The organism is Halopseudomonas formosensis (genome assembly GCF_900115905.1).
Lineage (GTDB): Bacteria > Pseudomonadota > Gammaproteobacteria > Pseudomonadales > Pseudomonadaceae > Halopseudomonas > Halopseudomonas formosensis.
Genome location: NZ_FOYD01000003.1, coordinates 182,218 through 207,015, shown reverse-complemented (window position 1 = coordinate 207,015; position 24,798 = coordinate 182,218). Strand labels below are relative to the sequence as shown.

Below are 24,798 nucleotides of genomic sequence, written 5' to 3'. Positions count from 1 at the left end.
TGACCTTCGGTCCGTGTAATAATCACTCAGGGCTGCTACGTGCCCTGTGTGTAGTGCTGTTGGCTGGCCAGAAGGGCGGACCGCAAGGAGTAGGGATATGGACATGAAACAGCGGGCCAGGGAGCTGCTTCGGCGGCTGGAGGCGGCTATTGCGGCCAACCAGCTGGTACTGCCTTCGCTGCCGGAGGTGGTGATCCGGGTGCGGGCGCTGACCGAGTCCGGCAACTGTTCGGTGGAGGAGCTGGAGCGGGAGATTTCGCGGGATCCGGCCATCGCTGCGCGTCTGGTGAAGGTTGCCAACAGTTCGATCATGCGCCGAGGTGTTCCGGTGTCTTCGGTGCGTCAGGCCATCGTGCTGCTGGGTTTCAGATTGGTGCGCTCGATGGTGACGCAGCTGGCGCTGTTGCAGACCATGGGTCGGGCTGGCGGGGACCCCGGGCGCCTGCGCGGTTTTGTCGAGGGCGGCTGCATATCAGTGCCCTGTGCCGCGATCTGGCCGAGTCCTTCCCCTATCTGGATGCGGAGCTGGCCGCCCTCGGCGGGCTGCTGCATGACATCGGCAAACTGCCACTGCGCGAGTTTCTGCGTCAGCAGCCCGAGCTGAGCGGGATAGAGCGGCTCAGATTCGAGCTGATGCTGCATCCTCTGGTCGGGGCCATGCTGCTGCGGCACTGGGATATGCCGGAGGATCTGATACAGATGGCCCGCTGGCACGAGACCGTCCTGCGGGACAACGGCCGCCCGCTGCCTGATTATGTCGACGTGGTAATCGCCGCCAATCTGATGCATTACGGTACGCAGGAGGGGCGTTACGCCCGGTATGCCGGTGTGTCCGTGCCGGCACTGGAGAAATGCCTGGCCGGACGCAATCAGGACGAGCCGAACCTGCAGGGGCGCAAGGAGCTGGTCCAACTGATGACGAGTGAGTAAAGCGCTCGGGTAACCCGGGTATCCGCGGATGCCGCCGGGCTGCCCCGACGCGTATCATGTCTGCCTGGCAAGCCCGGGTTCGACACCCATCGAACCGGAGCGCTGCCTGCGACTCGAATGAGCAGGACGCAACCTCACAACGCCGGAATTCGACTTCAACGGGATGAACCGCATGTTCCTCAAGCCAATATCTGCCCTTCTTGCCCTGTTCTGGATTCTGCTTGTTGTGCCGCTGGTCCAGGCGCAGTCTTCGGTCATTGAGGAAGTAACGCCCGAGCAGGCCCGGGAAGTGCTTGATGCCCTGCAGGACGACGAGAGCCGGGAGGAGGTGCTGCGCGCATTGGAGGAGAGGGCGGCCGAGGAGTCTGCAGAGGAGTCTGAGGTGGCGGTGGAGGAAGAGACGCCGCTGAGTGCAATCGTGCCGCTGGAGGCCGATGGACTTATTGCCCGCACCCTGGATCAGGTAGGGGACTGGGCAGCGGGGCTGCGGGTCCAGCTGATGCGCGTGACCCAGGCGCTGGGCGAGCTGCCGAACTGGTTCCAGACCACCTTTTTCAATGAGCAGGGGCGCCTGTTGCTGCTGCAGGCGCTGGCCGATATGGCGCTGGTGCTGGGTGTGGGGCTGTGTCTGGAGTGGTTGCTGCGTAGGCTGCTGCGCCGTTCCATGCAGAGCCTGCTGCACAATGCCCGGCAGGCGGATGTTCAGGCGCCGCCAGTCGTGGCGCCGACCCAGGTTGCCGATCCGGTGGTGAAGGCAGCACTGGACCCGATGGATGAGAGTACTGCCCTGGTGCAGACCCAGCGCGATGGTCTGGAGCAGGTCGAGGCGGTCCCGATAGAGCCACCGTCGGTCCTGATCAACCCGCAGGAGGCGGTGCCGGAGGACACCCATTCCGGCGTTGCCGCCCCTGTGGAGTCCGAGGTCAAGGCCCTGCGCCGGCTGCCTTTTGCTCTGACAGCCATGGTGCTGGATCTGCTGCCGCTGGGGCTGTTCTTCGGTATCGCGGCGCTGGTGCTGCAACTGCTTCCCGGTCTGGATATCCGTACCCATCTGGTGACCCGCGAGTTCGTCTATGCCTATGTCATCACCCGGGTGGTGATGGCGGTAGTGCGCCTGCTGCTGGCGCCGGGCGATGCCAGTTTGCGTATCGTCCAGTTGAATGATCTGGCCGCACAGCAGGTACACCGCTGGGCCCGTCGCCTGGTGGTGCTGGCGACCTTCGGTGTGGCCTTCGGCAACGCCCTGGCCATCCTGGGTTCGGGTACCGAGGCGCAACTGGTCGTGATCAAGGCGACATCGCTGCTGGTACACCTGAATCTCATCTATCTGGTGTTCCGCTTCCGCCACCCCGTGGCGCAGTGGATTGCCGGTACGCCGGAAAGGGAAGGGGTGGTGCATGCACTGCGCCAGTGGCTGGCCGGCGTCTGGCCCCTGCTGGCGGCGGTGCTGATCATGGGGACCTGGGTGGTCTGGGCCATGGGTATCGAGGATGGCTTCACCCGGCTGCTGGAGTTCATCGGGCTGTCGGCGGCCATTCTGGTGCTGGGACGCCTGGTGGCGGTGCTGGTGCTCGGCATGCTTGGCCGTCTCGCCGGAGTGGATGCGGATTCCCGCCAGCCCCGGAGCCTGCGCGGCCGGCTGCTGGCCCAGTACTACCCGTTGCTGCGCTGGCTGGTGTCGCTGGTGATAACCGCGGTAACCCTGGTGGCGCTGCTCCAGGCCTGGGGGCTGGATGCGCTGGCCTGGTTCGCACCGGGCACCATCGGCCGCATGCTGGCCTCCGCCATGGCGACCATCGCCGTGGCCGTGGTCATCGCACTCATGGTCTGGCAGGCCAGCAACCGCGCGCTGGAAAGGCGCATTGCCCGCTGGCGTTCGGAAGGGGACCTGCTGCGTGCGGCGCGTCTCAATACCCTGCTGCCGATGCTGCGCTCGGCGCTGTTTCTGGTGATTGCCCTGATCGTCGGGCTGACCACCCTCAACCAGATCGGCATCAGTACCGCGCCGCTGATTGCCGGCGCCAGCATCATCGGCGTCGCGGTGGGCTTCGGCTCGCAGAAGCTGGTGCAGGACTTCATCACCGGCATCTTCCTGCTGATGGAGAATGCCATGCAGGTAGGGGATTCGGTGACCGTGGCCGGGGTGTCCGGCACGGTAGAGAACCTGTCGATCCGCACCGTGCGCCTGCGCTCCTCGGACGGGGTGCTGCATATCATTCCCTTCAGTTCCGTGAGCACGGTGAGCAACGCCCACCGCGGCATCGGCAATGCGGCGGTGCGGGTCGGAGTCAGTTACGACACCGACATCGACCTGGCGATCAGCGAGCTCAAGGCCATAGGGGCAGAGCTGCGGCAGGACCCGGTGTTCGGTCCCAATACCCTGGCGGACATGGAGGTGTGGGGTGTGGATGCGGTCGACGGCTCCATGGTCACCCTGGCCGGACAGATGCGCTGCGTGGACAAGGCCAGATCCGGCATGCAGCGGGAAATCAACCGCCGTATCCTGGAGCGTTTCCGCCGGGCAGGCATCACCATCGCCGACCCGCGCGAGCGCCCGCTGATGACCGCAGGGCGGAACGGCGGCGCCGAGCCGGTCTGATCGGGCATGCACCAAAGCGGGCGCCATGGGCGCCCGCCTGCACTGTCCTGGATCAGTGATGCGCACCGTTATCCAGCGCTGCGTTTGGCCCCGGAGTTCAGCTGAACCTCTCTGGATCGGGGCTTCTCCGCCTGTCTTCACTGCCAGCCGAGCTTCTGGCACAGCCCTTGCTCTTTCCCCTGTACAGCAACGCGTAACGAGGGGAGACACATGGCGGCACACAGCGGACCGAAGCAACAACTGGTCATCGTCGGCAATGGCATGGTTGGCCACCACTGTCTGGAGCAACTGGTCGAGCAGGGGGCTCTGGACGCCTTCGAGATCCACGTGTTCGGTGCCGAGCGCCAGCGGGCGTATGACCGGGTCCACCTGTCCGAGTACTTCGGTGGCCGTGATGCCGAATCCCTCGCCCTGGGGCAGGCTGAGCTGTATGCCCGGGAAGGCGTACAGCTGCATCTGGACTGCCCCGTGCTGGAGCTGGATCCACAGGCGCGGGAAGTGGTCACGGCGCAGGGGCGTTTCCGTTATGACCAGCTGGTGCTGGCCACCGGTTCATGGCCCTTCGTGCCGCCGATCAGCGGCGCCACCGGCACTGCACAGCTGGTGTACCGCACCCTGGACGATCTGGATGCCATCCGCGCTGCGGCCACGACGGCCCGTCGCGGTGTGGTGGTAGGCGGTGGTCTGCTCGGTCTGGAGGCGGCCAACGCGCTCAAGTCGCTGGGTCTGGAAGCCCATGTGGTGGAATTCGCGCCCCGGCTGATGCCGGTGCAGCTGGATGCCGAGGGCGGCGCTGCCCTGCGCGCGCGTATCGAAGCGCTGGGAGTCACAGTCCACCTGTCCCGGGCAACCAGCGAGATCGTCAGTGGTGAGGAATACCGCTGGCGCATGAACTTTTCCGACGGCGAGTACCTGGAGACGGATCTGGTGGTGTTCTCCGCCGGTATCCGCCCCCAGGATGCGCTGGCCCGGGCTGCCGGACTGCCCATCGCCGAGCGCGGGGGTGTGGTGGTGGACAACTGGTGCCGCACCGGTGACCCGGCCATTTTCGCCATTGGCGAATGTGCCAGCTGGAACGGACAGATTTTTGGTCTGGTAGCCCCCGGCTACCAGATGGCGCGGCTGGTGGCGGCACAATTGCTAGGCAAGGACGCCCAGCCTTTTACCGGTGCCGACATGTCCACCAAGCTGAAGCTGCTGGGTGTGGATGTAGGCTCGATCGGCGACGCCCACGGCGCAACACCGGGCTCGCGCAGTTACCGCTTCATCGACGAGGCCACCGATACCTACCGGCGCATGGTGGTCTCCGCCGACGGCAAGCACCTGTTGGGCGCTGTGCTGGTCGGTGACAACAGCTACTACGACAGTCTGCTGCAGTATGCCCAGAACGGCATCCGCCTGCCGGCTGACCCGGCCAGCCTGATCCTGCCGCAGTCGGCTGGCGCACCAGCGCTGGGTGTGGATGCCCTGCCGGAATCGGCCACCATCTGCTCCTGCCACAACGTCAGCAAGGGGGCGGTGTGCTGCCAGGTGGATGCCGGCGTAACCGACCTGGGCGAACTCAAGGCGGCGACTAGGGCTGGTACCGGCTGCGGCGGTTGCAGCGCGTTGCTCAAGCAGGTGTTCGAACACGAGCTCAGCGCCCGGGGTGTGGCGGTGGATCACAGTCTGTGCGAGCACTTCTCCCACACCCGTCAGGAGTTGTACGGCATCATCCGCGTGGAGGGTATCAAGCGCTTCGAGGACGTGCTGGCCCGCCATGGCAAGGGCAGCATCGGATGCGATATCTGCAAGCCCGCCATCGGCTCCATCCTCGCTTCCTGCTGGAACGAGCCGGTAATGGACCCGGCGCTGGTGCCCCTGCAGGACACCAATGACACCTTCATGGCGAACATGCAGAAGAACGGCACCTACTCTGTGGTGCCGCGCATTGCCGGCGGCGAGATCACCCCGGACAAGCTCATTGTGCTGGGCGAAGTGGCCCGCAAGTACGACCTCTACACCAAGATCACCGGTGGCCAGCGTATCGACCTGTTCGGCGCCCAGCTGCACCAGCTGCCGGATATCTGGGCCGAGCTGATTGCGGCCGGTTTCGAGACCGGGCACGCCTACGGCAAGTCCCTGCGTACGGTGAAGTCCTGCGTCGGCAGTACCTGGTGCCGCTACGGCGTGCAGGACAGCGTCGGCATGGCGCTGAAACTGGAGAACCGCTACAAGGGCCTGCGCGCACCGCACAAGATCAAGTTCGGCGTCTCCGGCTGCACCCGTGAGTGTGCCGAGGCGCAGAGCAAGGACATCGGCGTCATCGCCACCGAGCGCGGCTGGAACCTCTATGTCGCCGGTAACGGCGGCATGCGTCCGCGCCATGCCGAACTCTTCGCCACGGATCTGGATGAAGAGACGCTGATCCGCACCATCGACCGTTTTCTCATGTTCTACATCCGCACAGCCGACCGGCTGCAGCGCACCTCCACCTGGCGCGAGAGCCTGGACGGCGGCCTGGATTATCTGAAGAAGGTGATCCTCGAGGACAGCCTGGGACTGGGTGCGGAGCTGGAAGAACAGATGCAGCAGGTCATCGATCGCTACGAATGCGAATGGGCCAATGCCCTGAAGGATCCGGAGAAGCTCAAGCGCTTCCGCACCTTCGTCAATGACCAGCGCGCCGATCCCGATATCCGCTTTGTCAGAGAGCGCGGCCAGCCGAGGCCGGCACCCGGCAATCACCTGAAACTCATCCCCATCGAAGAGGAGGCACTCTGATGAGCACAGCACAATCGCTGACTACCCCCGCCTGGAGCCAGGACAGCCAGGGACGCAGCACCCAATGGCAACCGCTGTGCAGTCGCCGGGATCTGGTGGCCCATTCCGGTGTAGTGGCCTGGTTCGCCGGTGCCCAGGTGGCGCTGTTCTACCTGCCCGACATGCCCGAGGGCGAGCAGTTGTACGCCATCCACAACCGGGACCCGCAGTCCGGCGCCAACGTGATAGGGCGCGGCATGATCGGCCACCTGCATGGCTCGCTGGTGGTTGCCTCGCCCCTGTATAAGCAGCACTTCCGTCTGCAGGACGGGCAGTGCCTGGAACAGCCCGAGCTGTCGCTCACCGTCTGGCCGGTCCGCCTGAATGGCGATCAGGTGGAGATTCTCGCCCCTGACAGTGCCAGCGCCAGCAACTGACTTTTCAAGGAATCCTTCCCATGTCCTATCTCGTTCCCAGTGAGTTCGTCACCAAGATGGTGGACGCCGGCGAGTCCAAGCTGTTCATGTCCACCCGCGATACCCTGATCCGCGCCTACATGGCCGGCGCCATTCTGGCCCTGGCGGCGGTGTTCGCCATTACCATCACCATTCAGACCGGCTCGCCGCTGGTCGGCGCGGCCTTCTTCCCGGTGGGTTTCATCATGCTCTATCTGATGGGCTTCGACCTGCTGACCGGGGTGTTCATGCTGACCCCGCTGGCGCTGCTGGATCGACGCCCCGGGGTGACCGTAGCGGGCATCCTGCACAACTGGGGCTGGGTGTTTCTCGGCAACTTTGCCGGTGCGCTGACCGTGGCGGTAATGATGGCCTTCGTCTTCACCTACGGCTTCTCCATCGAGGCCGGTGAGGTGGGCGAGCGCATCTCCCATATCGGTGAGAACCGCACCCTGGGTTATGCCCAGTATGGCGCTGCCGGCTGGGCCACCATCTTTCTGCGCGGCATGCTGTGCAACTGGATGGTGTCGCTGGGCGTGGTCGGCGCCATGATCTCCACCACCGTCGGCGGCAAGGCCATCGCCATGTGGATGCCGATCATGCTGTTCTTCTTCATGGGCTTCGAGCACTCGGTAGTGAACATGTTCCTGTTCCCCTTCGGCATGATCATGGGCGGCGACTTCTCGGTGATGGATTACATGATCTGGAACGAGATTCCCACAGCCCTGGGTAACCTGGTCGGCGGTCTGGCCTTCACCGGTCTGACCCTGTACACCACCCACGTGCGCACCGTGCCCAAGCGTACCCAGCTGCATCAGCCGGCATGAGCAGCATGCAACAACTCTGCCCCCCGCCCGCCAGCGGCGCAGCGGGGCAGGGACTGCGGATCGCCCTCGGTCAGGCAACTGACCGGGGGCGCAAACCATCCAATCAGGATTTTCATGCCGCCAGCCACCCGGGCCAGCCCCAGGGCAGTCTCAAGGGCATGGTGGTGGCGCTGGCCGATGGCATCAGCAACAGTACCGTCAGTCACATAGCCGCGCAGACGGCGGTCACCGGCTTCATTGCCGACTACTACTCCACTCCCGACGCCTGGTCGGTACGCAAGTCGGCACAACGGGTGCTGGCCGCGACCAATGCCTGGCTGTATTCCCAGACCCGCCGCAGCGAATACCGCTACGACAGTGACCGGGGGTATGTGTGTACCTTCAGCGCGCTGATTCTCAAGGCGGCTACCGCCCATCTGCTGCATGTGGGCGACTCGCGCATCTACCGGCTGCGCCAGGGCGTCCTCGAGCAGATGACCCGGGACCACAGGGTCTGGGTGGGCAGCCACGAGCATTTTCTCGAGCGTGCGCTGGGTGTCAGCCAGTATCTGCAGATCGATTACCAGTCCCTGGGCCTGCAACGGGGCGATCTGTTCATCCTGGCCACCGATGGGGTGTACGGGTTCATCCAGCCGGCCAGACTGTGCGAGCTGATCCGGGAACATGGGGATGATCTGGATCGCGCTGCCGGCGCCATCGTCGAGCACGCGCTGGGGCATGGCAGCGACGACAATCTCACCATTCAGCTGGTGCGGGTGGATGATCTGCCCCCCGCCAGCGCGCTGGAATTCAGCAGTCAGGCCAGCGAGCTTGCGCCGGCACCACTGTTGGCCAGCCGCGAACAGTTCGACGGGTTCACGGTGCAGCGTGAGCTGCATGCCAGCAGCCGCAGTCATGTGTATCTCGCCACCGACAATGACACCGGCGAGACCCTGGTGCTGAAGGTGCCCTCACTGGACCTGCGGGATGATCTGGCCTACCTGGAGCGGCTGATGCTGGAGGAGTGGGTAGCCCGTCGCATCAACCATCCGAATGTGCTCAAGGCACCGCCCCAGCACCGCCCACGGCATTATCTCTACACCGTCAGCGAATATGTGCAGGGCCAGACACTGCAGCAGTGGATGCGCGATCATCCGCGCCCGGACCTGCAGACCGTGCGCGATATCATCGGGCAGATTGCCCGTGGCCTGCAGGCCCTGCACCGCCTCGACATGCTGCATCAGGATCTGCGTCCGCAGAACATCCTCATCGATGCGCTGGGCAATGTGACCCTGATCGATTTCGGTTCGGTGGCCGTGGCCGGTCTGGCCGAGCTGAAGCCGGCAACCGGCGTTGACCCCATACTGGGCACCTGCCAGTACACCGCACCGGAGTATTTTGCCGGCCGCTCCGGCACCCAGGCTTCGGACATCTTCTCGCTGGCGGTGATCACCTACCAGATGCTCACCGGCCAGTTGCCTTACGGCACCGAGGTGGCCAAGGCGACCAGCCGGGCGGCGCAACTGAAACTCAGGTACCGTGGGCTCGGACACTACCGGCAGGACCTTCCGCCCTGGCTGGATGAGGTGCTGCGTCGGGCGCTTCAGCCGGACCCGGCCAGGCGCTGCCAGGAGCTGTCGGAATTTACCCATGATCTGAGTCAGCCAGGCCTTGCCCGGGAAGGCATGCACCGACCGGCCCTGCTGGAGCGCAATCCGGTGCTGGTCTGGCAGGGCATTTCCCTGTTGCTTGGCGTTCTGCTGGTGTTGAGCTGGTGGCGCAATCCGGGTTGATCCTCGCCGCTGCAGCTTAATATTTCCGTAGCCAAAGCTTAATCCGATTGTCGTCCGCTCTTAACCTTCGCTGGCCATCCTCTACTGCATCTCAACCAGCAGCCTGTAGAGGGAAGCACGGATGTCGCAAGAAGTTCGCAATCAGATAACCATCGTTGACAACGGTAACGGTGACGAGCCGCAGATCAGTTACACGGATAACAGGCCCTTCGCCAGCGTGCTGGAGGCGCGGCTGGCTCGCCGTTCACTGCTCAAGGGCAGTGCCGGTGCCGCCGCCCTGGGGTTCATGAGCCTGGGCCTGGCGGGTTGCCTGAGCAGCTCTGACAGCAGCGACGATGAGGTCGGCGGGGGCGATGGTGACAATGGTGGCGAGGCCGGTCCGCTGATCGGCTTTACCGCCGTTGCGCCGAGCGAGTCGGACGAGATTGTCGTCCCGCCGGGTTACAGCTATCAGGTCATATTGCCCTGGGGTACGCCCATCACTGGTACCATGCCGGCCTTCGATATCACCAATACCGGTGAAGAGCAGGGCATGCAGATGGGCTCGCACCATGACGGCATGCACTTCTTCCCGATCGAGGGCGAGGAGCCGTTCGAAGGCAGCTCCGACGAGGGGCTGCTGGTGATGAACCACGAGTACGTGGAGCCCCGCTTCATGCATGCCGACCATATCGGTGTGGCACTGGGCAGCGGTGCCATCGTCATGAAGGGCGATGTGCGTGACCGCGATCAGGCGCTCAAGGAGATCAATGCCCATGGCGTGTCCGTGGTGCACGTCAGAAAGCGCGCCGACAACCGCTGGGAGCTGGTGCAGAGCGAATACAACCGCCGCATCACCGGCCTGACACCCATGGAGCTGCATGGCCCGGTGCGCGGCAGCGATCTGGTCAGAACCAAGTACAGCCCGCAAGGCCTGGCCACCCGGGGTACCCTGAACAACTGTGCCATGGGTGTCACACCCTGGAACACCTACATGGCCGCCGAGGAGAACTGGGCCGGTTATTTCGGCAATCGTGACGAGACCATTCCCCGGGAGCACGCCCATTACGGCATCCGCGCCAACGACAGCCGCTACCGCTGGGCATTGGCCGAAGGCGGTGGCGATGAATTCATCCGCTTCGACGCCACCAGCACCGGCGCCGATGCGACCCAGGACTACCGCAACGAACCCAACTGCTTCGGCTGGATGGTCGAGATCGATCCCTTTGACCCGAACAGCGTGCCGAAGAAGCGCACCAGTCTGGGCCGCTTCGGTCATGAGGGCGTGGTATTCGGCCCGGCCATCGAAGGCAAGCCGGTGGTGTGCTACTCCGGGGACGACTCCACCAACCAGTTCATCTACAAGTTCGTCAGCGAGCAGCCCTTCCAGAAGGGCGTGACCGACGGCTCCATTCTCGATACCGGCGTGCTCTACGTGGCCCGCTTCAACGATGACGGCACCGGCGAATGGCTGCCGCTGGTGTACGGTCAGAACGGCCTGGATGCGAGCAACGGCTTCCGTGACCAGGCGGATGTGCTGGTCAACACCCGCCTGGCTGCCGGCCTGGTCGGTGCCACGCCCATGGACCGCCCTGAATGGGGTGCGGTGGACCCGAACAACGGTGATGTCTATTTCACCCTGACCAACAACAGCGGCCGCAGTACCGCCAACGGTGCCAACCCGCGGACGCAGAACCGCCATGGTCACATCATCCGCTGGGCGGAAGCCGATGGCGAGCATGCCTCCACTACATTCGAGTGGGACATCTTCCTGTTTGGTGGAGATGCAGGGCAGAGCGGTCAGCCCAACCTGGCCGGCAAGGACCCCAATGGCGATGCCCTGACCGTGGACAACCTGCTCAGCTCGCCCGACGGTCTGTGGATCGACAAGGACAGCCGCGTGTGGATCCAGACCGATATCGGGGAAGGCAGCCAGAACTCGGGTGTGTACGAGGTATTCGGCAACAATGCCATGCTCTGCGCCGACCCGAAGACCGGCGAGATGCGCCGCTTCCTGACCGGGCCCATCGGCCAGGAGATCACCGGTGTCATCACCACGCCGGACCAGCGCACCATGTTCATCAACGTGCAGCACCCCGGGGCCACTACCACCCCCACCGAGTGGGAGCTGGGTCCGCGTTACGTGCGCAGTACCTGGCCGGACCGTAACCCGGCGCGTCTGCCGCCGCGTTCGGCCACGGTAGTGATCTGGAAGGATGATGGGGGAGTCATAGGTAGCTGATTATCCTCCTTCCTTCAGGGGTGGTTGTCGCTGTGGCGGCAGCCACCCCTTTTTCTTTGACCTGTCTCACCGCCGCAGCGTGCAGGGCTCTGGAGCCGCTTTCGCCAGTGATATCAATGAGATATTCCGCGCTTTCGTTTCACCCAAACAGGTTATTGAGGCCGGTCTCACGCGACCGGTAGCGTGCTATGCCGCTGTTATTTGAGATTGAGGGGTTGCTGGCGTATGGCAAAATCGTGACAATCGAATCACTGAAAATATGTTTCAGGGATATAACAATAAAACTGCAAAGAAAGATCGGTAGCCTCCTGCGACTGATCCTGCAGCCCGAGGGCTGCGCGCTTTGCCTGGAGTATGCATGCCCGTGATAGCCCGTCTCAGCTTGGACTCGGTGGTGAAACTGGCCACCTTTTTGTTGGTTGCTATCACCTCTGTACTGCTGGCCCGCCTGACCTGGACCCTGATAGAACCGACCAGTGTGCTGCCCCCGGCCGCCTCCGTTCCCCTCGCCGAACTCCAGGCCGATTCGGCCACCGGTGCCCGGGGCGGTTTTCGCGAACTTGCCGCCCTGTCCGTATTCGGTACCCCCGCCCGGGAAAACCGGGTCGTCAACGCCCCCGAAACCTCGCTCAGCTGGACACTCAAGGGCGTGTTCACCAACCCCGATCCCAGCCGCAGTGCGGCCATTCTCGCCCCCCAGGGCCAGCCGGAAAAACTGTATCGCGTGGGCGCGTCCCTGCCGGGCAGCGTGACCCTGCAGGAAGTCTTTGCCGATCGCGTCATTCTTGATCGCGGCGGCCGCCTGGAAACCCTGCGCCTCAAACGCCACGATGCCCCGGCCAGTGCCGGGCGGCGCAGCGCTCCGGCCCTGCCGGCTGCCGCGCAGGCCGAGCCCCGAGTTGACCGGGATGCCTGGGTAAACGATCCCCAGCGCTTTCTCGATGTGATCAGTGCCAACCCGGTCATGGAGGACGGCGTCCTCTATGGGCTGGAAGTCTCACCTGCACGCAATGCACGGGAGTTCGAGGCCGCTGGTCTGGTCTCCGGTGACGTGATCACCGAGGTGAACGGCCGGCCGGTAGCGGAAATCAGTGACTACCGTGACCTGCTTGCCGAGCTGGCCGATGCCAGTTCGGTGTCTGTTTCTCTGGAGCGTAACGGAGAACCGATGAACATTACGATCAATATGGATTAAGCCCGAATGCCTATGTTGTTGCCCAAGTGTCGTTACGCCCTGCCGGTGGCCCTGGCCCTGAGCATGCTGAGCGGGAGCCTTGCTGCGCAGAACGCAGCGGTGCAGGCCGAGAATGATGAGCTGGTCCTGAACCTGCGCGATGCCGATATCAATGGTCTGATCGAGATCGTCAGCCAGGAGACCGGCATCAACTTCATCGTTGATCCGCGGGTGCGCGGTCAGGTCAACGTGGTATCCGGCCAGCCGATCAAGCGCGACGAGTTGTACGACCTTTTCCTCGGGGTGCTCAGATCCTACGGCTTTGCCGCGGTGACCGGTGCTGACGGCACTGTGCGTATCGTGCCTGAGGTGCAGGCCAAGGAAAACGAGGTGGGCAGCCTGGAGCAGAACAGCCGGGGCGACGAGTTCATCACCCACGTGATCAGCGTCCGCCATCTGGATGCCAGCCAGCTGGTACGGATCCTGCGACCGCTGGTGCCCAAGGGCGGGCATCTGGCGGCAGCGGCGGAATCCAACTCCCTGGTGATTGCCGATACTGCAGCCAATGTGCGGCGTATCGAGGCGCTGATCAAGCGTATCGACCAGGAGTCCATGGAGGACTTCGAAGTGGTGCCGCTGGAGCATGCGTCGGCCCTGGAGCTGGTGCGCATCATCGAGGGGCTGAACATTGCCAGGCCCGAGGAGAGTGGTGGCACCAAGCGGGTGCGGGTAATAGCCGATGAGCGCACCAATGCACTGATCCTTCTGGGCGACCCCCAGCGCCGTTCTTCCTATCGCGCGATGATCCGCCAGCTGGATGTGGTCGGCGACGAGGGCAATACCCAGGTGCATTATCTGCGCTACGCCAAGGCCGAAGACGTGGCCGAGGTGCTGCGCGGCATTGCCGAAGGTCGGGACGTGGACAATGGCACCAGCTCCAGCAGCGGTGGCAGCAGCACCAGCGGCAGTGGCAGCTCCTACGGTTATGGCAACCGGGATTCCCGGGTGCGCATCCAGGCCCACGAAAGCACCAACTCGGTGGTAGTGCACGGCCCGGCGGAGCTGAGCCGCGAGATGGCGCAGATCATCCGCCAGCTCGATATCCGTCGTGCCCAGGTGCTGGTCGAGGCAGTGATCGCCGAGGTGTCCTATGATCGTGCCAAGGAGCTGGGGGTGCAGTGGGGCTTCGGTAACGAGAACGCCGGCGTCGGCGTGATCAACTTCGCCCGCGGCGGCGGCGGCATAGTCAACCTGGCCGCCGGTATCGACGCCTTCCTCGATGGTGAAGTGACCTCCCCGCCGTCCCTGTCCGATGGCGCCACCCTGGGCGGGGTAGGGACCATCGGCAGCACCCAGATCGGCCTGCTGGTCAATGCCCTTCAGGGCGACAGTTCGAGCAATATCCTGTCCACTCCGAGTCTGCTGACCCTGGATAACGAGGAAGCCGAGATCGTGGTCGGTCAGAACGTGCCCTTCATTGTCGGCCGCTCGGTGGAGAACTCCGGTCAGGCCTTCGATACCATCCAGCGCGAGGATGTGGGTATCAAGCTGCGCATCCGCCCGCAGATCAACGAAGGCAACGCGGTGCGCCTGGAAATTGCCCAGGAGGTATCCCAGATCGCCCCCGGTGCCAGCGCCGCCGCGGACCTGATCACCAACAAGCGCAGCCTCAACACCCACGTGATGGTCGACGACAACCAGTTGATCGTGCTCGGCGGTCTGATCGACGACCAGATGGTCGAGACCCAGGACAAGGTGCCCCTGCTCGGCGACGTGCCCGGCCTGGGTCGGCTGTTCCGCTACGACACGGCCAACGTGCAGAAACGCAATCTGATGATATTCCTGCGTCCGGTCATCGTCCGCGACACCGCCGTGGCTGAAAGTCTGACCCACGCCAAGTACAGTTACATGCGGGACCAGCAGCTGAAGGAGCAGGGCCGCCGCGCCAATCTGTTGCCGCGTCAGGACATGCCGATCCTGCCGGACTGGAACTACCTGCTGACCCTGCCGCCGCCCTTCGAGAATGCCAGCCAGCCCGATGTGGCGGTGAGCACGCCGATTCCCGCGCCGCCGAGGGCACGATGACCACAGTGAACGAGGCAGATATGAGCACAGTACTGCCGGAAACCGGGGCCCAGCCACTGCCGGAGGCAGGTCTGCAGGCCGAGACCGGCTACCGTTTCGCCCGGCGCTTCGGGGTCCTGCCGGACCAGCTGCGCGACGGCCGGCTGGATGTGTTCGTGCGTGCCGACTGTGATCCCCAGGCGCTGCTGGAGCTGCGGCGGCTGGCGGGTCATCCGCTGCATCCGGTGATGCTGGATGATGATGCCTTCGCCGCCCGCCTGCGTGACCGCTACGAGCGGTCAGCCAACGATGCCATGCAGTTCGTCGAAGGGTTGGGCGAGGACGCCGATCTGATGTCGGTGGCCCAGTCCCTGGCCGAGCCGGAAGACCTGCTGGAGTCCCAGGATGAGGCGCCCATCATCCGTCTGATCAACGCCCTGCTGTCCGAGGCGGTCAAGGAGAACGCCTCGGACATCCATATCGAACCCTTCGAGAATCGCCTGTCAATCCGTCTGCGGGTCGATGGTGTGCTGCGCGAGGTGCTGGAACCACCGCGGGCGCTGGCGCCGGTGATAGTGTCGCGGATCAAGGTCATGGCCAAGCTGGACATTGCCGAGAAACGCCTGCCCCAGGACGGCCGCATCGGCCTGCGATTGGTGGGCCGGGCAGTGGACGTACGGGTCTCGACCCTGCCGTCCGGGCATGGTGAGCGGGTGGTGCTGCGTCTGCTGGACAAGCAGGCCGGTCGTCTCGAGTTGCGTCAGCTGGGCATGTGCGACGGACACTACGAGGCCATGGAGCGCATCATCAATCGTCCCCACGGCATCGTGCTGGTCACCGGCCCGACCGGTTCGGGCAAGACCACCACCCTGTACTCGGCGCTGATGCGGCTCAACGACCGCAGCCGCAACATCCTCACGGTCGAAGACCCCATCGAATACTATCTGGACGGGATCGGCCAGACGCAGATCAACACCAAGGTCGACATGACCTTTGCCCGCGGGCTCCGCGCGATCCTGCGTCAGGACCCGGATGTGGTCATGGTCGGGGAGATCCGCGACCTGGAGACGGTACAGATCGCCATTCAGGCCAGTCTCACCGGCCACCTGGTGTTCTCCACCCTGCACACCAATACCGCCATCGGTGCCATTACCCGTCTGCGCGACATGGGAGTAGAGCCCTTCCTGCTGTCCTCGACGCTCAACGGTGTGCTGGCCCAGCGTCTGGTGCGGACCCTGTGCCCGGACTGCCGCCGTCCGCATACCGCCACCGTCCGGGAATGCAAGCTGCTGGAAGTGGACCCGGCACAGGCACCGACCCTGTACAGCCCGGTGGGTTGCCCGGAATGCAATGGCAGCGGTTACCGCGGGCGTACCGGCATCTATGAGCTGATCGAGATCGACGACACCCTGCGCGGTCTGATCCATGACGGTGCCAGTGAGCAGGCGATGGTCCGGCATGCCCGGCTGTCGCAGATCGGCATCCGTCAGGACGGTCTGCGCCGGGTGCTGGCCGGGGACACCACGCTGGAAGAAGTCCTGCGCGTGACCCGGGAGGACTGAGATGCCGGCCTTCGAGTACGTTGCCCTGGACCAGACCGGTCGCACCCGCAAGGGCGTGGAGGAGGGCGATTCCTCCCGTCAGGTCCGCAGCCGCCTGCGGGAGAAGGGCCTGATGCCCATGGCCGTCACCGAGGTGGCGGAAAAACCTTCGCTGCTGCGCATGCCCATGTTCCAGCGGCGCATCAAGCCGCTGGAGCTGTCGCTGGCGACCCGGCAGATGGCCACCCTGGCCAGGGCCGGCATGCCCATCGAGGAAGTCCTGGGTACCGTGGCCCGCCAGAGCGAATCGCCACGGGTCAAGGCGACCCTGGCGGCGGTGCGCACCCGGGTAATGGAAGGCCTGCCCCTGGCTCACGCCATGGGCGAGTTTCCTTCGGTGTTCCCGATGATCTACCGCACCACCATTGCCGCCGGGGAACAGGCCGGGCGCATGGAGCTGGTGCTCGAGCGGCTGGCGGACAACGTCGAAGCGCAGAATGCCATGCGCCAGAAGATCACCCTGGCGATGTTCTACCCGGCCATCCTGACCCTGGTGGCCATGCTGGTGGTGGTGGCCCTGCTGACCTATGTGGTGCCCGAAGTGGTACAGGTATTCGCCGGCATGAATCAGCAGCTGCCCTGGCTGACCAGGGCGCTGATCGCCACCAGCGATACGGTAAGGGAGTGGGGCTGGCTGATGCTGCTGGGTCTGATCGCCCTGATCACCGGCGTGCGGCAGATCCTCAAACGCCCGGCGGCAAGGCTCCGCTGGGATGGCATGCTGCTGAAGCTGCCGTTGATCGGGCGCCTGGTACGGGGCCTGAACACCGCCCGTTTTGCCCGCACCCTTAACATCCTCGCCGGCAGCGGTGTCCCCCTGCTGGATGCGCTGAACATGAGCGCCTCGGTCATCAGCAATACCCCCATGCGCGAGGCCGTGGCCGAGGCTGCCCGCCGAGTGCGCGAAGGGTCCGGCGTCGGTCATGCGCTGGAGCGCAGTGGCTACTTCCCCCCCATGACCCTGAGCCTGATCAAGAGCGGGGAGAGCAGCGGCACCCTGGACAAGATGCTCGAACGGGCCGCGGAAACCCAGGAACGGGAACTGGAGGCACGGATTGCCATGGTCATGGGGGTCTTCGAGCCGCTGCTGATTCTGGCAATGGGGGGCGTGGTACTCATCATCGTACTGGCCATCCTGCTGCCCATCTTTGAACTCAACCAACTGGTCAACTGATATGCAAAGCGTAAAGACAGTCTCCTCAGCCCAACGTGGTTTCACCCTGATCGAGGTCATGGTGGTGGTGGTCATCCTCGGCATCCTCGCCGCCGTGGTGGTGCCCCGGGTCATGGACAGACCCGACCAGGCCCGGACCACCAAGGTGCAGAACGATATCCGCGCCATGGAGAGTGCGCTGAACCTGTATCGACTGGACAACTTCAACTACCCCACCACCGAGCAGGGCCTGCGGGCACTGGTCGAGCGACCCAGCGGCGATGCTGCGCGCAACTGGCGGGCCGGTGGTTATATCGACCGCCTGCAGCGTGACCCCTGGGGCAACGAATACCAGTATCTGCGCCCGGGTCGTGATGGTCGGGACTTCGACCTCTACAGTCTGGGCGCCGACGGCCGTCCGGGCGGCACCGGTGCCAATGCCGATATCGGCAACTGGAACCTGGAAAACGCGGACGACGAAAACAACAGGTGAACACAGTGGCCGCAGCGCAGTTCCGCCATCCCGGTTGCCGGCCGGCCCAGCAGGGTTTCACCCTGATGGAGCTGCTGGTGGTCATGGTGTTGATCGGCGTTGTGGCTGGTCTGGCGTCACTGTCGATCGGCGATGGCGCAGAACGACAGTTGCGCAGCGAAACCGAACGCCTGGCCATGACCCTGCGACTGGCGCGGGACGAGTTGCTGATCACCGGCGAATCGGACCGGGCGCTGGGGCTGCGCCGCGATGGCTACAGTTTCCTCGAGCTCATGGTGCTGGATGACAATACCCGCGAGTGGCATGCACTGGAGGACCCGCAGCTGGGGCCGCGCCGTTTCCCACAGGATCTGATCGAGGTCCAGCTGGAGCTGGATGGCCAGTACACTGCCTTGCCCCAGACCCGTGGCTGGGAACCGCATATCCGTCTGGGCAATACCGGTGAGATGACGCCGGCGGTCATTACCCTGCGGGTGGCGGGGAGCGAATTGCGCCGCGAGATAGAGGTGACCCTGGAGGGGCGCGTGGAGGTGCGGGATGCGACGCCGCAGGGCTGACCGGCAGCGGGGGTTTACCCTGCTCGAAGTGCTGGTGGCGCTGACCGTGCTGGCCGTGGCCCTGGCGGCGCTGGTCAAGACCGGCGCCGACCATGCGCGCAACTCCGCCTATCTGCAGGAGCGTACCCTGGCCCACTGGGCCGGCCAGAACCTGCTGACCGAATTCCAGACCGGCATGCGCGTCGTTGCCGAAGGCGGCCGTACCGGGGACATCAGCATGGGGCCCTACAGGTTCGGCTTCCGCGTTCAGATGAGCGATTACACCGCCACCACGCCTTTTCCTCTGCCAGCGGTCAAACGTGTGGACATCCGCCTGTGGCTGGCCGAAGAGGGCGAGCAGGCGCAGCGGGCCAATGTATCCGGGTTTCTGCTGCCATGATCCGATCCGAGCGGAAGCGGCAGGGCGGGTTCACCCTGCTGGAGATGCTGATTGCCATGGCCGTGTTCGCGGTCATGAGCATGGTGGCCTACCAGGGATTGCGGGCCGTGCTGGATGCCGATCACATCACCCGGGAGCAGGCCCAGCGGCTGGCCGATCTGCAGGTGACCCTGAGTGTGCTCGAGCGGGATCTGGCCCAGGTGGTGGATGTGCGGGTGCGTGACGAGTTCGGTGATCCGCTGCCGCCGCTCAGATTGCGCGCCGGCGGTGAACATCAGTTATTGGAGCTGGTGAGGGCCGGTGCCGGGGGCGATCAGCGCCTGCGACGCACCGCCTGGCAGATTACCGAGCGCGGGCTGGAACGCCGCCTGTGGCCGGGTGTGGATATTGTCGATCCCGAGAGCATGCGGGTTCGCCCCTTTGCCGACCTGGTGGCCGAGGACCAGCGGCTGGGAATGGACAGTGCCTTCCATTTCATTGTGCGGACCCAGGCCGGTCTGGACCGGGTGGATGCCTGGCCGCCGGCGGATGCCGATCCCGAGGCGGGCGGCTTGCCGATGGCAGTCGAGCTGGTGCTGGACATCCCCGGTCTGGGGGAAATCCGGCGGCTGATGGCGGTAGGTTTATGAGGCGGTGCGGACCACAGCGGCAGCGCGGCGTGGCGCTGATCACAGCTCTGCTGGTCATGGCCCTGGCGGTGGTGGCTGCGGTCGCCATGGCGGTGCGCGGGCAGGCGGATATTCGCCGGACCAGCGCAGTATTCGAGCGGGACTTTTCCCGTCAGGTCGCGCGCGGGGCGGAGAACATGGTGCTGCAGATGCTGGAGCGGGCCGATGGGCCGGAGGATCTGGTGTGGGATACCTGCCGCTCGCCGGTGCTGCCCTTCGAGGTTGACGGGGTGCGGCTTGAGGCTTTTCTGGATGACATGCGCTGTCGTTACAACCTCAACGCCCTGGGCGGAGGACAGGAAGCGGAGCTTGCCGATTTTGCCCGGCTGGTCGACCGGGTATCCCAGGAAAGTGGCGTGCGCATGCCCCCGGGCGCCCAGCTGGCGCTGGCGGTGGCGGACTGGATGGATGCGGAAAGCGATGATCCCGTATATCGGCTGGAGAACCCGGCCCGGGTATCGGGTAACCGGCCCATGGTTACCGCTTCGGAAATCAACAGCGTGGCCGGCATGACCGCGGAAGCCTGGCAGGCTCTGGCGCCCTACGTGACAGCCTACCCGGGCAGTGCCAGTCCGATCGATCTGGAGCGCAGCCCCAAGCTGATACAGGAAGTATTCTCCGACCGCCAGCTGGGTGGTGACGCAGCCTGGTACATGCGCCTGCAGGTGGTCGCGCACTTTGCCAATCGACGCTTCTACCAGTGCACATTATTGGACGCACCCAATGGAAAGGTGGTGCTCAGAGAACAGACGGCCTGCGAGCCATGAACAGACGGATCACACCATGCTGATAGTGCTATTACCGGAGCCGCTCCTCGCTGCAGGACTGGAGTCACCCCCGCTGTACTGGTGGCGCCTCGGGCGGGAGGGGGGCCTGCTGGAGTCAGGGCAGGATGACTTGCCGGCCCTGCGCAGACGCTACCCGGCGGAGCGACTGCGGCTGCTGGCCCCGGCCACCGCCACCAGTCTGTATCGGGTTTCCATCCCGGTACGCCGGGCATCGGCAGCCCGTGCGGCGCTGCCCTTTGCGCTGGAGGATCAGCTCGGCCAGGAGCTGGAGGAATTGCATCTGGTAGCCGGTCCCCGCCGGGCCGATGGTCGCTATGTGGCAGCGGTAACCGAGCACCGCTGCATGCAGGAATGGATGCAGCTGGTCGAGGCGGCCGGCTGGCGCGCCGACGCCATGTTGCCCCAGGGCAGTCTGCATCAGGATCAGACGCCGGAGCGGGGGCTGCGCATCCAGCCCTCGCCATGGCCGAACGGGCAATCCACGGTGCTGGTCACCAGCGTCGATCAGGAGCCGGTACTCATCGAACAGGAACTGCTCGGCTTCTGGCTGAAACAGCGCCTGGGTCAGCTGGACGAGGACCAGCGACGGGTGCAGCTGATCGGCCTGACGCCGGAGCAGCTGGGGATTGACGCCGACTGCGAGGTGGACACCGCCGTCCCGGCCAGCCTGGAAGCGGCGCTGCTTGCCAGTCTGCAACCGGCCAGATCGCTCAATCTGCTGACTGGCGGCTACAGCAGCGGCATGGCCGCACCGCCCTGGCGCAAGCTGCGCCCGGCGCTGGTGGCTGCCGGGGTACTGCTCGCAGTATTGATCGCCCAGCAGGGCATACAGACCGTGACGCTGAACAAGGAACGGGACCGGCTGCAGGCACAGATCGACCAGTTGTTCGACGAGACCCTGCCCAGAAGCCGGCGGGTGGACCCGGTCACCCAGTTCCGTCAGGTGTTGGAGGGGGCCAGTGGCCAGGCTGCAGCGGACGGCATGGGCGTGCTGTTGCATGATGCGCTGGCCGCGGTGGCGGCCGAAGGATCGGCGAAGATTCTGCAGTTCCGCGCCACCCCTGCGGAGTTGGAGCTGGAGCTGAGTCTGCCGTCCTTTGCCGAGTTGGAAAAACTGCGCAGCCAGTTGGCGGCCAGCGCCGGGCTGAGCGAATCCCTGCAGGGCGCTGACTCCGATGGGGAAGGGGTAACCGCACGACTGCGCATACAGAGGAATCCGTCATGAATGCCTGGTGGGCGGGACTGGCCCCGCGTGAACGTATCATTCTTGCCTGTGGTGGCGTGGTGTTGCTGCTGGTGGTCCTTTACCTGGCGATCTGGGAGCCACTGGCCCGGCAGCGTGCCGAGGTTCGCGCCGATATCGGTGCCCTGTCCGCGGATCTGGCCTGGATGCAGCAGGTCGCCGGTCAGGTCAAGCGCCGCGGCGCGCAGCAGAGCAGTCAGCCAGCGGCTGCCAGCGGCGGCTCGGTACTGACCCTGGTGGAGGTGTCGGCGCGCAGTGCCGGGCTGCATCAGGCTCTGGAGCGCGTGCAGCCCGAAGGCCAGGGCGCACGGCTGTGGCTTACCGAAACCGGGTTCGACAAACTGATGGCCTGGCTGGGGGATCTGGAGCAGCGCCATGGTCTGCAGGTCAGTCAGCTGGCAGTGGACGCGGGCAATGCCCCCGGTACCGTGACCGCCCGAATCAAGGTGGAGCCGCGCTGATGAGGATTCGCTGGAACCTGAAGAAAACCCTGATCTGTGGTCTGCTGCTGTATCTGCTGACGCTCATCTGGACACTGCCCGCCGCAGTGGTCTGGAAACAGTTGCAGCCCCGTCTGCCAGTGCCGGTGACCATCCATGGCCTGACCGGCACGCTCTGGTCCGGCCAGGCCGGTCAGCTGGTGGTGGATGGCATCAATCAGGGCCGTCTGGACTGGCGCTGGCGTCCCGGAATGCTGCTGAGCGGCGCCATAGGTCTGGAGCTGCAGTGGCAGCCGCGCAACGGCCAGGTGCTGGCGCAGCTGCGCGTCAGCCCCGGTGCTCTGAGCCTGCACAACATCAGCGGTGAACTGGATGCGTCCAGCATGGCGATCATCCACAATGCGCCCTTCGCCCTCGGCGGAAAATGGCTGCTGGATGTGCCTGAGCTGGCGCTGGAGAATCTGGAGCACGTATCCGGTGCCCAAGGCCGGCTGGTCTGGCAGGAGGCGGCCGGTGGCCTGCCCCGGGCCATGCCCTTCGGCCATCTGACGGCCGAGTTGGATCAGGCCGATGGCTGGCTGCTGCTGCGCCTGCAGGATCAGGGGGGACCGCTGGGACTGCGCGGGGACGCGCGCTGGCGCCCAGGACAGCCTATGAAGATCAACGCGCAACTGCAGGCCCGGGCGGATGCCGAACCGGCCCTGGCCAGCGGGCTGGGCCTGCTGGGCCGGGCAGATAATCAGGGCTGGATCCGCTGGCGGGCACAGCTGCAATGACAATTTGGAGATATTCGATGCGTTTGATGGTGATGATGGTCGTGCTTGCTGGCCTGGCCGGTTGCGCCGGCATGGCCTCCCAGCCGGGTAATGACAGCGAGCTGGCGGATGTGCGGGCCAAGATTGCCCTCGGGCGCTGTGACGAGGGGCTGGTAACAGGGTTGCGGAACCAGAACATGCCGGAGCTGGACCAGGAGGCTGCCTATGTCTGCCTGCAGCGGGGCGAGCTGGAGGCGGTCGAGCAGTTGCTCGCTGACTACAGCAAGCGCCACCGCGATCCGCCGCACCCGGATTATTCGGCCTATCTGCTGGCTTTGACCCAGCAGTTGCGCTTCGAGCTGACCGAGGACGATACCGCGCGTCTGCGCGAAGGTCGTGCAGCCCATGCCCGCTACGCCGAATTCGCCCGCACCTATCCTGATTCCGAATACCGCACCGAAGTGGGGCCACGGCTCAATACCCTGCTCGATGAAATGGCCAGTGCCGAATTGCGCCTGGCGCAGGCGGCGGCCAATGCCGGTGACCGCAGCACGGCGCAGGCGCGCATGCAATACATAATGCGTCACTACCCCCTCAGCGGGGCCGCGCGCCAGGCCGGCAACTGGCTGGAAGCGCGTACTGGAGATGAAGACGAGAACGTGCCCCCGGGCACCGCCTGGTAGCATCCACGTGCCCCATCAGGGTGCATGTGGCAAGGGCTTTTTTTGCCCTTTGTGAGATATTTGCCCTTGACATTGTGCACAAGCGGAGCAAGTCGCCGCTCGCCGTTCCGCTGAACCCGCTGCAAACCCGCGTCAAATCAGTGTTTTATCGCAACCTACTGATTTATAAGGACTTTTTGCAAGGTTAAAATTTGATCATTTTAACCTGCGGCCATGAATTATCAGCCCCAGAGGCACTTTTAAGCAGGCTATCCACAATGTTATCCACAGCTTCTGTGGATAGCCTGCAGGTCGATTGACGACTCGCTGGTCACACCCCCTGGGGGATGTCTTCACCGCCCAGCGCGGTGGTCAGAGCGGGCAGCAATTCGGACAGCGTACGGGACATGATGATGAAGCTGGCGTCCAGCTGACCGGCCATATCGTCACCGCCCTGGTCGTCCGCCTCATCGCGCAGCAACTCTTCAAAACGCAGCCGCTTGACGCTCAGCTTGTCATCCAGAGTGAAGGACACCTTGTCCTGCCAGTGCAGGGCCAGTTGACTGACCTGCTTGCCAACGGCCAGATGCTGCTGGATCTCGTCGCTGGACAGATCCTGACGTTTGCAGCGAATCACGCCGCCGTCTTCGCCGGTATCCCGCAGCTCGCACTCATCGGAAATGATCAGCCCTTCAGGCGCCTGGCCGGCCTTGACCCAGTCGGTCATGCAGGCAGCGGGGGCGATCTTGACGTTCATCGGGCGCACCGGCAGGCTGCCAGTGCCTTCACGCAGCAGGCTGAGCAGATCTTCCGCTCGCTTGGCGCTGGAGGTATCCACGGCGATCCAGCCTTCCTGGGGTGCAATCAGCGCCAGGGTGGTCTGGCTGCGGGTGAAGGCACGGGGCAGCAGACTCATGACGATCTCGTCCTTGAGCGTGTCGCGCTCCTTCTTGTACACCTTGCGCGCATCCCGGGCTTCGATTTCCTCGATCTTCTCGGCCAGGGCGTCCTTGACCACGCTGCCCGGCAGAATCCGCTCTTCCTTGCGCATTGCCACCAGCCAGTACCCTTCGGCTACCTGCAGCAGGTTTTCCGAATGACGGCCGAACGGCGTGGTCCAGCCCAGGGTATGGGTTTCCTGGCTGGCACAGGGGCGGGCAGGACGCTGCTCCAGGGCGGTGAGCAGTTCGGCTTCGGTAAAGGGAACGGGCTGGCTGAAACGGTAGAGCAATAGATTACGAAACCACATGAGTGATCCTTGTGATGCGTGGATGG

Annotated in this window: 20 protein-coding genes and 1 pseudogene; 20 read left to right on the top strand and 1 reads right to left on the bottom strand. The window is 64.6% G+C overall.

The window, feature by feature from the left end; all coding sequences use genetic code 11:
• Positions 1-97: 97 nt before the first annotated feature.
• The 20 genes and pseudogenes from BM046_RS16590 (at position 98) to bamD (ending at position 23,544) form a co-directional block, all read left to right on the top strand.
• Positions 98-930, top strand: a pseudogene (locus tag BM046_RS16590) (HDOD domain-containing protein).
• Between the two features lie 172 nt (positions 931-1,102).
• Positions 1,103-3,529 carry a mechanosensitive ion channel domain-containing protein gene (locus BM046_RS06275; protein ID WP_090538423.1) on the top strand — a complete coding sequence of 809 codons (2,427 nt, stop codon included), beginning with the start codon at positions 1,103-1,105 and terminating at the stop codon, positions 3,527-3,529.
• Between the two features lie 210 nt (positions 3,530-3,739).
• Positions 3,740-6,292, top strand: a complete 2,553-nt coding sequence (nirB, locus tag BM046_RS06270) for a nitrite reductase large subunit NirB (protein WP_090538092.1) — start codon at positions 3,740-3,742, stop codon at positions 6,290-6,292.
• Positions 6,292-6,708, top strand: coding sequence for a nitrite reductase small subunit NirD (nirD, locus tag BM046_RS06265; RefSeq protein ID WP_090538090.1), 417 nt, complete (start codon positions 6,292-6,294; stop codon positions 6,706-6,708). The genes nirB and nirD overlap by 1 nt, the downstream gene beginning before the upstream one ends.
• Positions 6,709-6,728: 20 nt before the next feature.
• Entirely contained in the window at positions 6,729-7,553 is an 825-nt protein-coding gene (locus BM046_RS06260) for a formate/nitrite transporter family protein (RefSeq protein ID WP_090538088.1), read from the top strand.
• Between the two features lie 5 nt (positions 7,554-7,558).
• Positions 7,559-9,325 carry a bifunctional protein-serine/threonine kinase/phosphatase gene (locus BM046_RS06255; protein WP_090538422.1) on the top strand — a complete coding sequence of 589 codons (1,767 nt, stop codon included), beginning with the start codon at positions 7,559-7,561 and terminating at the stop codon, positions 9,323-9,325.
• A 121-nt stretch (positions 9,326-9,446) separates the two neighbouring features.
• Positions 9,447-11,546 carry a PhoX family protein gene (locus BM046_RS06250; RefSeq protein WP_090538087.1) on the top strand — a complete coding sequence of 700 codons (2,100 nt, stop codon included), beginning with the start codon at positions 9,447-9,449 and terminating at the stop codon, positions 11,544-11,546.
• Between the two features lie 358 nt (positions 11,547-11,904).
• Positions 11,905-12,741 (top strand): type II secretion system protein GspC, encoded by an 837-nt coding sequence (gspC, locus tag BM046_RS06240; RefSeq protein WP_090538083.1) that lies wholly within the window; start codon positions 11,905-11,907, stop codon positions 12,739-12,741.
• 6 nt (positions 12,742-12,747) lie between these two features.
• Positions 12,748-14,805, top strand: a complete 2,058-nt coding sequence (gene gspD / locus BM046_RS06235; RefSeq protein ID WP_218150005.1) for a type II secretion system secretin GspD — start codon at positions 12,748-12,750, stop codon at positions 14,803-14,805.
• Between the two features lie 20 nt (positions 14,806-14,825).
• Complete coding sequence (gene gspE, locus BM046_RS06230; protein ID WP_177197807.1) at positions 14,826-16,346, top strand: type II secretion system ATPase GspE; 1,521 nt, start codon at positions 14,826-14,828, stop codon at positions 16,344-16,346.
• 1 nt (position 16,347) lies between these two features.
• Entirely contained in the window at positions 16,348-17,559 is a 1,212-nt protein-coding gene (gspF, locus tag BM046_RS06225) for a type II secretion system inner membrane protein GspF (RefSeq protein WP_090538079.1), read from the top strand.
• Position 17,560: 1 nt separating this feature from the next.
• Positions 17,561-18,031: a type II secretion system major pseudopilin GspG gene (gspG, locus tag BM046_RS06220; RefSeq protein WP_090538077.1), complete on the top strand. Its 471-nt coding sequence runs from the start codon at positions 17,561-17,563 to the stop codon at positions 18,029-18,031.
• 5 nt (positions 18,032-18,036) lie between these two features.
• Positions 18,037-18,588 carry a type II secretion system minor pseudopilin GspH gene (gspH, locus tag BM046_RS06215; RefSeq protein WP_143084161.1) on the top strand — a complete coding sequence of 184 codons (552 nt, stop codon included), beginning with the start codon at positions 18,037-18,039 and terminating at the stop codon, positions 18,586-18,588.
• Positions 18,569-18,967, top strand: a complete 399-nt coding sequence (gene gspI / locus BM046_RS06210) for a type II secretion system minor pseudopilin GspI (protein WP_090538073.1) — start codon at positions 18,569-18,571, stop codon at positions 18,965-18,967. Before gspH ends, gspI begins: the two co-directional genes overlap by 20 nt.
• Positions 18,964-19,596: a type II secretion system minor pseudopilin GspJ gene (gene gspJ, locus BM046_RS06205; RefSeq protein WP_090538071.1), complete on the top strand. Its 633-nt coding sequence runs from the start codon at positions 18,964-18,966 to the stop codon at positions 19,594-19,596. The genes gspI and gspJ overlap by 4 nt, the downstream gene beginning before the upstream one ends.
• Before the next feature lie 29 nt (positions 19,597-19,625).
• Positions 19,626-20,402, top strand: coding sequence for a type II secretion system protein GspK (locus BM046_RS06200; RefSeq protein ID WP_177197806.1), 777 nt, complete (start codon positions 19,626-19,628; stop codon positions 20,400-20,402).
• 16 nt (positions 20,403-20,418) lie between these two features.
• Positions 20,419-21,648, top strand: a complete 1,230-nt coding sequence (gspL, locus tag BM046_RS06195) for a type II secretion system protein GspL (protein ID WP_177197805.1) — start codon at positions 20,419-20,421, stop codon at positions 21,646-21,648.
• Positions 21,645-22,127 (top strand): type II secretion system protein GspM, encoded by a 483-nt coding sequence (gspM, locus tag BM046_RS06190; RefSeq protein ID WP_090538064.1) that lies wholly within the window; start codon positions 21,645-21,647, stop codon positions 22,125-22,127. The genes gspL and gspM overlap by 4 nt, the downstream gene beginning before the upstream one ends.
• Positions 22,127-22,882, top strand: coding sequence for a type II secretion system protein N (locus tag BM046_RS06185; protein WP_090538062.1), 756 nt, complete (start codon positions 22,127-22,129; stop codon positions 22,880-22,882). The genes gspM and BM046_RS06185 overlap by 1 nt, the downstream gene beginning before the upstream one ends.
• A gap of 17 nt (positions 22,883-22,899) precedes the next feature.
• Complete coding sequence (bamD, locus tag BM046_RS06180) at positions 22,900-23,544, top strand: outer membrane protein assembly factor BamD (RefSeq protein WP_177197804.1); 645 nt, start codon at positions 22,900-22,902, stop codon at positions 23,542-23,544.
• 310 nt (positions 23,545-23,854) lie between these two features.
• On the opposite strand, the gene rdgC is transcribed toward bamD, so the two are convergent.
• Entirely contained in the window at positions 23,855-24,772 is a 918-nt protein-coding gene (rdgC, locus tag BM046_RS06175; protein WP_090538058.1) for a recombination-associated protein RdgC, read from the bottom strand.
• Positions 24,773-24,798 lie beyond the last annotated feature (26 nt).